This is a genomic window from Mycobacterium sp. P2_H7, from assembly GCF_056403275.1.
Genome location: NZ_JBFUFU010000009.1, coordinates 428,671 through 441,746, shown reverse-complemented (window position 1 = coordinate 441,746; position 13,076 = coordinate 428,671). Strand labels below are relative to the sequence as shown.

General features: G+C 69.4%; 12 protein-coding genes. 3 read left to right on the top strand and 9 right to left on the bottom strand.

The window, feature by feature from the left end; all coding sequences use genetic code 11:
• Window positions 1–44: 44 nt before the first annotated feature.
• On the top strand, window positions 45–1,322 hold the full coding sequence (locus AC1DY7_RS14310; protein WP_477494334.1) for a glycosyltransferase 87 family protein: 1,278 nt from the start codon (window positions 45–47) through the stop codon (window positions 1,320–1,322).
• Here the strand turns inward: AC1DY7_RS14310 and AC1DY7_RS14305 are convergent.
• The 5 genes from AC1DY7_RS14305 to AC1DY7_RS14285 form a co-directional block, all read right to left on the bottom strand.
• On the bottom strand, window positions 1,319–2,020 hold the full coding sequence (locus tag AC1DY7_RS14305) for a lysophospholipid acyltransferase family protein (RefSeq protein WP_477494333.1): 702 nt from the start codon (window positions 2,018–2,020) through the stop codon (window positions 1,319–1,321). The genes AC1DY7_RS14310 and AC1DY7_RS14305 overlap by 4 nt on opposite strands.
• 91 nt (window positions 2,021–2,111) lie before the next feature.
• Window positions 2,112–2,492 carry a hypothetical protein gene (locus tag AC1DY7_RS14300; protein ID WP_477494332.1) on the bottom strand — a complete coding sequence of 127 codons (381 nt, stop codon included), beginning with the start codon at window positions 2,490–2,492 and terminating at the stop codon, window positions 2,112–2,114.
• Window positions 2,489–3,742 carry an ArsA family ATPase gene (locus tag AC1DY7_RS14295; RefSeq protein WP_477494331.1) on the bottom strand — a complete coding sequence of 418 codons (1,254 nt, stop codon included), beginning with the start codon at window positions 3,740–3,742 and terminating at the stop codon, window positions 2,489–2,491. The genes AC1DY7_RS14300 and AC1DY7_RS14295 overlap by 4 nt, the downstream gene beginning before the upstream one ends.
• A 22-nt stretch (window positions 3,743–3,764) precedes the next feature.
• Window positions 3,765–4,202, bottom strand: coding sequence for an SRPBCC family protein (locus AC1DY7_RS14290; RefSeq protein ID WP_477494330.1), 438 nt, complete (start codon window positions 4,200–4,202; stop codon window positions 3,765–3,767).
• Window positions 4,203–4,240: 38 nt separating this feature from the next.
• Window positions 4,241–4,621 carry a polyketide cyclase / dehydrase and lipid transport gene (locus AC1DY7_RS14285; RefSeq protein ID WP_477494329.1) on the bottom strand — a complete coding sequence of 127 codons (381 nt, stop codon included), beginning with the start codon at window positions 4,619–4,621 and terminating at the stop codon, window positions 4,241–4,243.
• 61 nt (window positions 4,622–4,682) lie between these two features.
• Between AC1DY7_RS14285 and AC1DY7_RS14280 the strand changes: the two genes are divergently transcribed.
• Complete coding sequence (locus AC1DY7_RS14280; protein WP_477494328.1) at window positions 4,683–6,488, top strand: AMP-dependent synthetase/ligase; 1,806 nt, start codon at window positions 4,683–4,685, stop codon at window positions 6,486–6,488.
• On the opposite strand, the gene AC1DY7_RS14275 is transcribed toward AC1DY7_RS14280, so the two are convergent.
• From AC1DY7_RS14275 to ripC, 3 genes are read right to left on the bottom strand one after another with little or no spacing between them, the layout of a single operon-like run.
• On the bottom strand, window positions 6,485–7,618 hold the full coding sequence (locus tag AC1DY7_RS14275) for a glycosyltransferase family 4 protein (RefSeq protein ID WP_477494327.1): 1,134 nt from the start codon (window positions 7,616–7,618) through the stop codon (window positions 6,485–6,487). The genes AC1DY7_RS14280 and AC1DY7_RS14275 overlap by 4 nt on opposite strands.
• Window positions 7,619–7,628: 10 nt before the next feature.
• Complete coding sequence (locus AC1DY7_RS14270; protein WP_477494326.1) at window positions 7,629–8,390, bottom strand: peptidase; 762 nt, start codon at window positions 8,388–8,390, stop codon at window positions 7,629–7,631.
• Between the two features lie 25 nt (window positions 8,391–8,415).
• Window positions 8,416–9,573 carry a peptidoglycan hydrolase RipC gene (gene ripC, locus AC1DY7_RS14265; RefSeq protein ID WP_477494325.1) on the bottom strand — a complete coding sequence of 386 codons (1,158 nt, stop codon included), beginning with the start codon at window positions 9,571–9,573 and terminating at the stop codon, window positions 8,416–8,418.
• Between the two features lie 556 nt (window positions 9,574–10,129).
• Here ripC and AC1DY7_RS14260 point away from each other — a divergent pair.
• On the top strand, window positions 10,130–11,914 hold the full coding sequence (locus AC1DY7_RS14260; protein ID WP_477494324.1) for a DEDD exonuclease domain-containing protein: 1,785 nt from the start codon (window positions 10,130–10,132) through the stop codon (window positions 11,912–11,914).
• Here the strand turns inward: AC1DY7_RS14260 and trpD are convergent.
• Window positions 11,898–12,968 carry an anthranilate phosphoribosyltransferase gene (trpD, locus tag AC1DY7_RS14255; protein WP_477494323.1) on the bottom strand — a complete coding sequence of 357 codons (1,071 nt, stop codon included), beginning with the start codon at window positions 12,966–12,968 and terminating at the stop codon, window positions 11,898–11,900. The genes AC1DY7_RS14260 and trpD overlap by 17 nt on opposite strands.
• Window positions 12,969–13,076: the final 108 nt, after the last annotated feature.

The following is a 13,076-nucleotide window of genomic DNA, read 5'->3' as shown; positions in this document are numbered from 1 at the left end:
TGCCGTCCGGCGTGCCGAACCACCCCGATAGGCTGGTCGGCGAAATGACCACTCAGCCACCCCGTCCGCACACACCCGGCAAGGCGGGTCTGGGCACGACCGTCGCATGGCGACTGTTCCAGCTGCTCACTCTGGCCGGGCTGATCTGGGCAGGCTGGCACCTGCTGGGCCATGCGCCGTACCGCATCGACATCGATGTCTACCGGATGGGCGGGCGGGCCTGGCTGGACGGCACCCCGCTGTATGCCGACAGCACCAAGTTCAAGACGGAGGCAGGCCTCGATCTGCCGTTCACCTATCCGCCGCTGGCCGCGATCGTCTTCGCCCCGTTCGCCTGGCTCACCCTGCCGGCAGCCAGCGCCGCCATCACCGTGACCACCCTGGTCCTGCTGGTGGTGTCCATGACGATCGTGCTGACCCGCCTTGAGGTGGGTCCCGGCTGGCAGGCCCGGGTGTGGTTGGCCGCGGCACTGGTGGCCCCCGCCGTGGTCTACCTGGAGCCGATCCGCGCGAACTTCGCCTTCGGCCAGATCAACGTGGTGCTGATGACGTTGGTGATCGCGGACTGTGTCCCGCGCAAGACGCCGTGGCCGCGCGGACTGCTGCTCGGTGTGGCCATCGCCGTGAAACTGACACCTGCGGTGTTCCTGCTCTATTTCGTGTTGCGGCGCGATGTGCGCGCGGTGCTGGTGACGGCGGCATCGACGTGCGCAGCCACCGCGGTGGGCTTCGTCCTGGCGTGGCGGGACTCGTGGACGTACTGGACCGAGACGCTGCATGACACCGACCGCATCGGCAACGCGACGCTGAACACGAACCAGAACATCTCGGGCACGTTGGCCCGGCTGGGCATCGGCGAAGAGGCGCGTTTCGTGCTGTGGGCGACGGCGTGCGTCGCGGTGCTGGGCCTCACGGTGTGGGCCGCGCGCCGGGTGCTGCGGGCCGATCAGCCTGTCCTGGCGTTGATCTGCGTGGCATTGTTCGGGCTGGCGGTGTCGCCGGTGTCGTGGTCGCACCACTGGGTGTGGGTGTTGCCCGCGACGCTCGTGGTGGGAGTGATCGGATTCCGCCGGCGTTCGGTGGGTCTGCTGGTGGTCGGTGTGGTGGGCCTGGCGCTGATGGTGTGGACACCGATCGTGTTGATGCCCGAGCACCATGAGACGGCGGCCTCACTGTGGCGACGCCTGCTCGGCGCCTCGTACCTGTGGTGGGCGCTGGCCGTGATCACCGTGGCCGGCGTGGTGGCGCCACGCCTGGCGGAGCGTCCGGACCCGGCGGTCGGCGCCGATCCCAAGATCGCGGCGACCAACGGTCTGACTTAACCGGCCTTGGCGGCCGGCGGCGGGGTCTTGCCCTCTTTGATGTCGGCGGCGTACAGGTCGACGTACTCCTGGCCGGACAGGCGCATCAGTTCGTACATCACCTCGTCGATGACGGCGCGTTCGATGAACCGGTTACCCGCCAACCCCTCGAACCGGCTGAAGTCCATCGGCTTGCCGAAACGGACCTCGACGCGGCCGAAGTGCCACCTCTTGCTGCCCGGGGGGTTGACGGTGTCGGTTCCGATCATCGCCACCGGAATCACCGGGATACCGCTCTCCAGGGCGACCCGGGCCAACCCGGTCTTGCCCTTGTACAGGCGGCCGTCGGGCGATCGGGTGCCCTCGGGGTACATGCCGAGCAGCTTGCCCTCGGACAGGATGCGCTGGGCGGTGGTCAACGCGGCGGCGGCGGAATCGGCGTCGGTGCGGTCGATGGGCACCTGGCCGGTGGACGAGTAGAAGAACTTGGTCAGCTTGCCCTTCAGGCCGGTGCCGGTGAAGTACTCGGCCTTGGCCAGGAAGGTGATGCGGCGCCGGACCACCAGCGGCAGATAGAAGCTATCCGCTACTGCGAGGTGGTTGCTGGCCAGGAGCACGGCTCCCGAGTCCGGAACGTATTCCAGCCCTTGCACTTTCGGTCGGCCGAGCAAACGCAACAAGGGGCCCATCAGAATGTGCTTGTAGAACCAGAAAAACATGGACCCTCCTGCGCCGGACGCTGCGACAGCGTTCCGCGACAACTTTACCCACGCAATGTTGCGGGGACCACATCGAAGCCTGTGAGAATCGTCAGTCTTCGAGACTGACCGGGATGTGTTCGTAACGACCCGACGGGGCCGGGGCGCCGTCGGGCGCCGGCGGGCCGGACGGGTCGTCCGGCGGGGTCGGCGCCGGCCCGGGTTCGGAGCCGGGCTCGGTGACCATGCTCCGGACGATGGTGAGCAGGGCGACGCTGTGCTCGGCGATCACCGACAGCAACGGATGCTGCTCGCCGGACACCAGGGCCGCCAGCGCGCATACCGGGCACCACACCTGCTGGCACTGTCCGGGACCTGCCCCGGCTGCCGCGGCGCGCGCAGCGGCCATCCGGACAGCGGGGTCGAGCCGGTCCAAGACGGCCTGCGCGAGCTGCCGAAGTTCAGGAGCCAGATCGGGGTGCTCCCTGGTCACGCCGGCCACACCTTTCGATCAGGGCGGAATCGCACGGTGAGCTCGCTGCCGCGCAGTTGTGCGTCGATGACGATGCAGCGCCGCAGGACTGATGCCAACCGGACCCGGCGGCGCATACCGCCTGAACCGATGATCAGATCGTCGTGGACTCGCCCGAGCGTCAACGAGCCCGGATCCACTTGGGCCAACTCTAGCCGCATCCGGTAGACCGCTTCGAGCCCTGTTCCCGACTCACGGTCGACCACCGGCCGCAGCGGCCCCGGCGGTGGCGAGCCGTCCCGTCGCCGGGCACTGTCCAGCAGTTCACCGAGCGCCTTGGGCCCGATCGGCTCCCCGGCCAGGTGCGGCACCAGCACCAGCTGCACATCGCCGATGGCAGCGTCCAATTCGTCGAGCACGGCGCGCTGGTCGGCGATCCGCTCGGTGTACCAGTCGAAGGCCGGGTGCTCGGGCAGGTTCCGGTACTCGAATGAATCGTCCTGCACCAAAATCTGATTGACCAGCAGTTCGGCCACCCGCACGCCCATCAGGGCCAGTGACCCGATGGTGCGGATCGCCTCGGCGGCCACCACCCGCTCCGGGGTGAGCACCAGGTGCGCGCTGACCCGCTCGACGTCCGCCAGCAGTGCCGACAGCTCCTCGGTGCCCACCGCGACCCGCTCCAGCAGGGTGATCACCCCGGCCGACACCGCGTCACCGGTTGGCAGGGACAGTCGCCGGTGCCGAGGCCACATCCGTTCCAGATAGAGCCCGAAGGTCGCGGGCAAGGTGAGCATGCGCAACGCGTCGGCGGTGGAGGCGCAGTCGACCACCACGTGGTCCCAGACACCCGAGTCCGCCAGCTCCCCCACCTCATGCAGGCCGAGGACTTCCTGAATTCCCGGCAGGGCCGAAAGTTCTTCGGGAGCAACATTTCCCAGATCCGACTCGGGAAACCGATCGGCGAGCAGGCCGGCTATCTCGCGCCAGCGGTTCTCCAGCAGGGCCAGGGTGTCCAGGGCAAGGGCGTCGAGGAAGCCGCCGGAGGAATCCGCCACCCCGACATCCAGGTCGGCGAGGACCCGGGTGGGCTTCCGCTCGCCCGTCGGGACGACCGCCGCGCCCAGCACGTCGCCGGTGGAATGCGCCTGGTCGGTCGACACGATCAGCACCCGCTGTCCGCCGCGCGCGTCACGCACGGCGGTGGCGGTGGCCAACGTGGACTTGCCTACCCCACCCTTGCCGACGAACAGGCTGATCCGAGCGGGCACGGGCGCTTGCTCGCCATTCAGCTCACTGCACCTCGACTCGCTTCTTGAGGTCCTTGAGCGCGGTGTCGGTGAGCCGGCGTTCGGCTTTGCGTTTGAGCAGGCCGATCATCGGGATCAGCAGGTCCACGGACAGCTCATAGGTCACATCGGTCCCAGAACCCTTGGGCGACAACTTGTATGCGCCCTTCAGGCCGCGCAGCAGTGAACTCGACACCAACGTCCAGGTCACCGATTTGCGGTCGGCAGGCCACTGGTAGGACAGCACCATGGTGTCCTTGAGCACCGCCGCGTCCAGTACCAGCCGAGCCGTCTTGGGATTCCCGGCCCCGTCGGCGTCGAGCACTTCGGCTTCCTTGTACTCGGCCACCCACTCCGGGTACGAGCCGATATCGGCGATCACGTCCATCACCGTCGAGGGATCGGCATCGATGTAAATCGTCTGCGCCGTCTTCTCAGCCACGTCGAGAAATCTACCCGCACCGCCAAACGGGGTGCTCGCTATCGGGCCAGTCGTGACACCCCGACCGGCCGGTGCTCCTCCAAACGGGCCTTGACCTCGAAGGCCATCCGTTTGCCTGCGACCCGGCGGGCGTGGTTGAGCTTGGCCAGATCCGTGCCGCCGGCCGCACCCGCCGGTTCGGCATGCAGGAAGTAGTGCAGGATGACGCCGTCCATCATGGTCTCCAACCAGACCTCCATGGTGCCGGTCAGCGCTCCGGCGACGGTCCAGCGCACCCCGGCCGGGCCGCGGTCCTCGACCACGTTCAGGCGCAGATCCGGCCACCACCGCCGCCAGTTCGCCGCGTCGGCCACGGCCCGTCCGACATCCGCCGGATCGGCGCACACGAAGGTCTCGTCGGAGATCTGGACGCTGTTCATGGCTGACCAGCATCACACACGCGGTACCGCCGGTCCGAGGCGGGCGACTAGGCTGTCGCGCATGCGTGAGTACAGCGTTGCCGCAACGTTCCAGATCGGTGAGTCCGACACCGTCGTCGACGCCGTATACGCCCACGAGCGTCAAGATCCCGGCCACCCGATCCTGCAGCGCCAGCTCGACGGCCGCTGGACCGACGTCACCGCCGCTCAGGTCGCCGAGCAGATCCGTTCCACCGCTTTGGGTTTGATCGCCGAAGGCGTCCAGCCCGGTGATCGGGTGGCCATCCTGTCGGCTACGCGCTACGAGTGGCCGCTGATCGACTTCGCCATCTTGTCGGTCGGCGGGGTGACGGTGCCCATCTACGAGACGAGCTCGGCCGAGCAGATCCGGCACGTGCTCGACGACTCGTCGGCGGTGCTGGTGGTCGCCGAGACCGACGCCCACGCCGACCGGGTGGAACAGCTGCGCGAGCAGGTACCGCACGTGCGCAAGGTGCTGCGTATCGAGGGCACCGGAACGCCCGCCCTCGACGAGCTGGCGGCGGCGGGCAAGACCGTCGACGCGGGCCAACTCGAGGCGCGGCTGGCCGGTATCAAATCCTCGGACCCGGCCACCCTGATCTACACCTCGGGCACCACCGGGCTGCCCAAGGGCTGCCAGTTGACGCACGCCAACCTGCTCTCGGAGATCCACGGCGCCAAGTCCAGCTTCCCCGACCTGCTGGCCAAGGGCGAGCGGATGCTGGTGTTCCTGCCGCTGGCCCACGTGCTGGCCCGGGCGATCACCGTCGCGGCCTTCACCAACAAGGTCACCCTCGGTTTCACCAGCGACATCAAGAACCTCGTCCCGACGTTCGGGGTGTTCAAGCCGACGCTGGTGGTGTCGGTGCCGCGCGTGTTCGAGAAGGTGTACAACACCGCCGAGCAGAACGCCCGCGACGGCGGCAAGGGCCGGATCTTCGAGCTCGCCGCCGCCACCGCGATCGAGTACAGCAGGGCATTGGACCAAAAAGGGGGAGCCGGCGCCGGTCTGCTGCTCAAGGTCAAGCACGCGCTGTTCGACCGGCTGGTCTTCGGCAAGCTGCGGGCCGCTCTCGGCGGCGACTGCCTGGCCGCGATCTCCGGCGGCGCCCCCCTGGGTGCGCGGCTCGGCCACTTCTACCGCGGTGTCGGCCTGACCATCTACGAGGGCTACGGCCTCACCGAGACCAGCGCGGCGATCACTGTCAACCAGGTCGGCGCGCTCAAGGTCGGCTCGGTCGGAAAGTTGTTGCCGGGCAACAGCATGCGCCTCGCCGATGACGACGAACTGTTGGTCAAGGGCGGCGTCGTGTTCGGCGGCTACTGGCAGAACGACGACGCCACCAAGGACGCCTTCACCGACGGTTGGTTCCACACCGGCGACCTCGGCGCGATCGACGAGAACGGGTTCCTGACCATCGTCGGCCGCAAGAAGGAGATCATCGTCACCGCGGGCGGGAAGAACGTCGCCCCCGCGGTCCTGGAGGACCGGCTGCGGTCGCACCCGCTGATCAGTCAGGCGCTGGTGGTCGGCGACCAGCAGCCCTTCATCGCTGCACTGATCACCATCGACCCGGAGGCATTCCCCGGCTGGAAGCAGCGCAACGGCAAGGATGCGGCCGCGTCGGTCGGCGACCTGGTCGACGACCCGGACCTCACCGCCGAGATCGATCTCGCCGTAAAAGAGGCCAATCAGGTGGTGTCGCATGCCGAATCGATCCGCAAGTTCCGGATCCTGCCGGTCGACTTCACCGAGGACACCGGCGAACTCACGCCCACGCTGAAGGTCAAGCGCAAGGTGGTCGCGGAGAAGTTCGCCGCCGACATCGACGCCCTGTACTCCTAGCCGTCCAGCAGTCGCTGCAGCCGCGCCCCCTGGGCGCTCCACTGCCAGTTCTGCACGGCCCACTGCCGTCCGGCCGTCCCCATCGCCGCGGCGGCGTCCGGGTCGGCCAGGATGCCGCTGACGGCGGCCGCGATCGCCGCGACGTCGGTGCCGTCGACCACCACGCCGGTCTCGCCGTCGCGCACCGTCTCGGGTGCGCCGCCTGATCGGCCGGCCACCACCGGCACCCCGCACGCCGAGGCCTCCAGGTACACGATGCCCAGACCCTCGACGTCCAGACCGGCTCCCCTGGTGCGACACGGCATGGCGAACACGTCGGCCATCGCGTGATAGGCGGGCAGTTCGGTACCTGGAACCCCTCCGGTGAACACCACATGCTCGGCGACCCCGGCCTCGCGGGCCAGCTTGTGCAAGGTGTCCCGGTACGGTCCGCCACCGACCACGACGAGGGCGGTGCCGGGCACCGCCGCCCTGATCGCGGGTAGCGCACGGATCAACATGTCTTGGCCTTTGCGCGGCACCAGCCGCGACAGGCACACCACGACGGGTCGCTCCCCCAGCCCGTGCCGGGTCCGCAGTTCGGCGCGGACAACGGGATCGGGCACGAATCGGTCCACGTCGACACCGGGCGAGAGCCGCTCCAGGCGAGCGTTCGGACCGAAGGCGGACGCGAACCTGCCTCGGGTGTAATTGCTGACGTAGGTGACGATATCGGTGTCGTTACCGATGCGCCGCAAGGCATTTCGCGCCACTGGCAGCATCGACCAGCCCACCTCGTGGCCGTGTGTGCTGGCCATCACCCGGTCGGCACCGGCGGCCCGGGCCAGTGGGGCCAGCAGCGCCAGCGGTGCGGCCGCACCGAACCAGACGGTCTCGATACCGTGCTCGGCGATCAAGGCACGCATCCGGTTGGCCACCGTCGGCTCGGGCAACATCAGCGTGGTCGGATGGCGCACCACCTCGTAGTCGGCCGCCGCGTCGTATTCGGGCGCACCCTTCCACTTCGGTGCGTACACGGTCAGCTCATGGCCGCCGGACTGCAGCAGCTGGCCGACGAAGGCCTCCAGGTAGGACTGGATGCCGCCGCTGCGCGGCGGAAAATCGTTGGTAACCAGCAGAACCCGAGTCATCGCGAACAGGCTATCCGCTCATCCAGTCGCGCCAGCCGGCCACCACCTCGTCCAGGCCGGCGCCGAGGGTGTCCTTCACGGCCACTGCGATATCGGGATGACCGGGCTCGCTGGCCCGCCGGTACAGCGCGGCGAGCGCGCCGGGCCCATACCGGGTGGCGACGTAGCGGCTGAACCACCAGGCCCGGTCGTAGGCCGCCGAACGCTGCGGCCCGACCGCATTCAGGTCGGCGTCGGTGGGCAGCCGCGCCAGCGTGGCCGCCGCGGCGGGACCGGGTAGCGGTTCCGGCGGGCGGCCCACGTAGTCGGCCACTCCTTCGGCGAGCCACCGGGGGGCGTCGGCAGCGGTGACCGCCCGCGCGGCGTAGTGAAAAAGTTCGTGCCGCACCACGATTCGCAGGGCTTCGGGGCTCATCGCGGCCGCGCCGGGCGCGAACACGATGCCGTCGGCAGTGGTCGCGGCGGCGATGTCGGGTCCGTCGAAGCCCAGTACCCGGAACTGCTCGTCGGTCTCCGTGGCGATCACGACGATGTCCCGCGGCCAGTCCGGCCCCCAGAATGCGGTGACCGCCGCCGTCGCCCCGTCGAGTTCACCGGCGATCCGGTCCAGCAGCGGCTGGGTGTGGGTGCCGCCGAGACCTCGCAGGTGAGCGGTGCGGCCGTCGGGCAGCGTCATCGGCTGGGTGTCCGCCGCGCTCGATGTCACCGACGAGGTGGCCGGCGCCGACGGGGCGCTGTTCTGGTGACAACCGGCCAACAGGGCCGCGGCCACAAGGGCAGAGGCCAGCCTGGGTAGGTCAGTAACGGCGAACGTTGTAGATCGGCGCGTTGTTGACCGGGGCGACGCGGACCGGCACACCGAAGGTCGATGCGTGCACCATCATGCCGTCGCCGATGTAGATGCCGACGTGCGAGGCATCGGAGTAATAGGAGATGACGTCGCCGGGCTGCATCTGATCGGTCGACACCGGCTGACCACCGGCGGCCTGTGCGTAGCTGGAGTGCGGCAGCGCCACACCGGCCTGCTGGAAGGCCCACTTGACCAGGCCGGAGCAGTCGAACGCGCCGGGGCCTTCGGCACCCCAGGAGTACGGCGAACCGATTCGGGTCAGCGCGGCCTGAACGGCGGCCATCCCCTCGCTGTTGCCGCCGATGCCGGGCGCGGCACCGTCCGGCGGCGGGGCCATGTCGCCGGGCGGGATGCCGGCCGGCGGTGCGGCGAGGACGCCCGGGTCCTGTCCCGGCAACGCCGCAGGCGGCGGCACGTCGGCCGGTGCCGGTGCGGCGGGAGCGGGCGGGATGGCGGCCAGCGCTTCGCGCTGAGCGGGAGTCAGCACCTGGTACTGGGACTTGACGACGGCGATCTGGATCTGCAGCTTGCTTTGCTTGGATTGCAGATCGGCGCGCACCGCCGCGGCCTGTTCGGTGGCCGTCTTGGCGTCCGCGGCCGACTGGGCCGACGCGATTTCGGCCTGTGCGGCCTGCAGGTTGGTGGTCCGGAAGTTCTGCATCTGCGCCGACATCTCGGTCGCCATCACCCGCTGGACGGCGAGCTGGTCGATCAGACCCTGCGGCGAGCCGGCGGTGAGCATGGCGTCCAGGCCGTCGGTACGACCACCCATGTACTGGGCTGCAGCAACCCTGTTGACGGAGGTCTGGAAGGTTGCCAGTTGAGTCTTCGCCGAATCGACGGTTGCGAGGTCGGAGGTGTGCTTGGTCTCCGCTGCGCGCTGCGCTGCCAGCTTGTTGTCGAGATCGAGCTGGGCGGCATGCATGGCTTCGGTGGTGGCTTCGGCCTGCCGAGAAAGTTCGTTGAGCTTTGCCAGCTGGTCCGCAGCCGGGTCGGCGTGCACACTTCCGGCGAGAAGGCTACCCAGGACGGTGAGACCCGCCAACGCACCGACCAGGGGTCGTTGGACGCCACGCTTGGGTCGGTGTGTGCGATCAGGCCTCAAGGTTTTGCGTCCTTAAACTGCTTACGAGCCGCCTCGAACTCAATTAGGTCTCAGACAGGTTACGAAACGGCATCGAGCTTGTCCAACAGGAGACGCAAATTTAACAGCCAATTGGGATGAATTTTTGCCTCCGCAGAGTGTGCGTGTCATCACGCCACACCTGTTCTACCATCCCTGTTCTCTGCGCGCCGGATCGGGACCAACCTCAGCCGCGGCGCCATACCGGCCTCCGCCAGCACTTCCAGCGCCCGACGTTCGTCGTCCAGCAAAGTCTCAGGAACTCCGAGCAGGACGCTGACCACACAGTCCTGACACCCGGGACCACGTACCGCGCAGTCGTCGCAGTCGATCACGACGGAGCCGCTGCCGGCCCCGGGGTCAGGACCCGGATCAAGCCAGGAGGTTCCGGTGTCTTCGGCTGGCTGCTCTACAGGCTTCACGGCATGCCCTCTCATCTCTTTCGGGTCAGGTACGACTTTTTCTGCAGTGCCCGCACCGTAACGAGGGGTACCGACAGGTCCCACCACTGTCGGATCCACCGGTTACCGTCACCCGTGTGTCGCAGCTGAGCTTCGCCGACGTCGAGCCACTCGCTGACGTCGCACTGGCCGACACCACCTTCGTCGTCGTCGACCTGGAGACCACCGGTGGCCGGGCCTCCGGCGACAACCACGACTGCATCACCGAGATCGGCGCGGTCAAGGTGCGCGGCGGCGTGGTGCTCGGCGAGCTGGCCACCCTGGTCGACCCTGGCCGGGCCATCCCACCGCAGATCGTCCAGCTCACCGGGATCACCTCGGCGATGGTCCACGACGCCCCGCGGATCGACAGCGTGCTGCCCGCCTTCCTGGAGTTCTCCCGGGGCGCGGTCCTGGTGGCCCACAACGCCGGCTTCGACATCGGGTTCCTGCGGGCCGCAGCGGAACGCCTGGGGCTCACCTGGCCGCGCCCAGCGGTGCTGTGCACGGTGCGGCTGGCCCGGCGGGTGCTGTCCCGCGACGAGGCGCCCAGCGTTCGGCTCTCGGCCATGGCCGAACTCTTCGGCGCGAGCACCACCCCGACCCACCGGGCACTCGACGACGCCCGCGCCACCGTCGACGTGCTGCACGGCCTCATCTCCCGGGTCGGGAACCAGGGCGTGCGCACCTACCCGGAACTGCGCGCGTATCTGCCCGACAAGACCGCGCCCCAGCGCCGCAAGCGCCACCTGGCCACCGGCATCCCAGGCCGGCCCGGGGTGTACCTGTTCCGCGGTCCCGGCGAGGAGGTGCTCTACATCGGCACCGCGGTGGACCTGCACCGCCGGGTCAGTCAGTACTTCACGGGCGCGGACCCGCGCACCCGGATGAAGGAGATGGTGGCGCTGGCCACCCGCGTCGACCACGTCGAATGCGCGCATGAACTGGAAGCCGGAGTGCGTGAACTGCGCCTGCTGGCCGCGCACGCACCGCCCTACAACCGGCGCTCCAAGTTCCCCCGCCGGTGGTGGTGGATCGTGCTCACCGACGAGGCGTTCCCGCGGTTCTCGGTGGTCCGCGCCCCGCGCAGCGCCCGCGCGCTGGGCCCGTTCACCGCCCGCGGCGACGCCGTCGCCACCGCGGAGATCCTGGCCCGTGGGACCGGGGTGCGCAGCTGCACCGCACGGCTGTCCCGAACCGCCCGCCACACCTGCGTCGACCACGAGCTGGCGCCCTGTCCGGCACCGCGCGGGGCCGACGCCGCCGCCTACGCGCCGGCGCCCCGATCGGCCGCCGCCCTCATCGAGGGCACCGACAGTTCGGCGTTCGGCACCGTGCTCGCCCAGATCGAGGCGCTGGCCGAACACCACCGGTACGAGAGCGCCGCCCGGCTGCGCGACCACACCGCGGACGCGGTGGACGTGGTGTGCCGGGGCCAGCGGCTGCAGGCGCTGGCCGCCGTCGAGGAACTGGTCGCCGCCCGTCCCGACGGACGGGGCGGCTGGGAGCTGGCGGTCATCCGGCACGGGCAGCTGGCGTCGGCCGGGTGTGCGCGCCGCGGGGTCCCGCCGATGCCCGTCGTGGACGCCATTTGCGCTGCGGCACAGACGATCCTGCCGGAATCGGCCCCGCTGGGCGGAGCCCTGGTCGAGGAGACGGCGCTCATCGTGCGCTGGCTGGCAGGCCCGGGCGTACGGATCGTGCGGGCCGAAGGCGGCTACTCGAGTGCCGTCGGCTCCGCCGCCCGGTGGGCGGGCTGGGCGGCCACCGCCCGGTCGGCGCGACTGGCCGCCCGGCAGGATATCTCTGACGAGCTCGACGACGACCGTTTCGGCATCGCCCGGCCCGTGCGAAAAGCCGCGCCGGTCACGCTTTCTGGGTGAACCGAACCCATTTGGTCAACAGCTGCTCGGCTGCGCCGGAATCGATCGCCTCGGCGGCACGGCGCAGGCCGGTCTCCCACGCCGGTACCCACTGGGCGTCACCCGCGAGGCCGGCGTGCGCCACCATCGCGCCGGCAGCGTTGAGTACGACCGCATCCCGCACCGGCCCGTGCGCCCCACCCAGCACCGAGCGCACCGACGCGGCGTTGGCCTCGGCGTCGCCGCCCACGAGTTCGCTTAGATCGGCGCGTTTGAAACCGAAGGCGGCAGGGTCGAGCGTGAGCCGCTCCACCGTGCCGGCCTGGACGCGCCAGATGGTGCTGGTCGTCGTGGTGGTCAATTCGTCGAGACCGTCGTCGCCGTGCACCACCAGGACGCTGGATCCCCGCGCGGCGAACACGCCCGCCATCACCTCGGCCAGTTCGCCCCATGCGCAGCCGATCAGACCGGCCCGCGGCGAGGCCGGATTGGTCAGCGGCCCAAGCAGATTGAACACCGTCGGCACGCCGATCTCGCGGCGCACCACCGACGCGTGCCGGTAGGACGGGTGGAACTGCGGGGCGAACGCGAAGCCGATACCGACCTCACTCAGGCTGCGGGCGACGTCCTCGGGCCCGAGGTCGATGCGCACTCCGAGGGCCTCGAGCGTGTCGGCACCCCCAGATAAAGAGGAGGCGGCCCGGTTGCCGTGCTTGATCACCGGCACACCGGCCGCGGCGACGACGATCGAGGCCATCGTGGAGAGGTTCACCGTGTTCGAACCGTCGCCCCCGGTACCCACGATGTCGACGGCGTCGACACCGACCGCGTCCGACGGCAGCCGACGGGCGTGCTTGAGCATGGAGTCGGCCAGTTCGCGGACCTCGGCGGAGTTCGGGCGCTTCATCTTCATCGAGACGGCGAAACCGGAGATCTGCGCGGGCGTCGCGGCGCCGGTCATGATCTGGTCCATCGCCCAGGCCGCCTGCCCCCGGAGCAGATCCTGATTTGTCGTCAGCCGACCCAGGATCTGAGGCCAGGTGGGTGCGTCGAGTTGGGGTTCAGCGGAAGGCACCAGGTGATGCTATCGCCCGGTCGCAGACGCTCCGGCGGCCCGCTCACGAGGGCGTTACGAGGCGGACCCGGCCGGAGTGCGACACGATGGAGACCAATTCGGAACCCG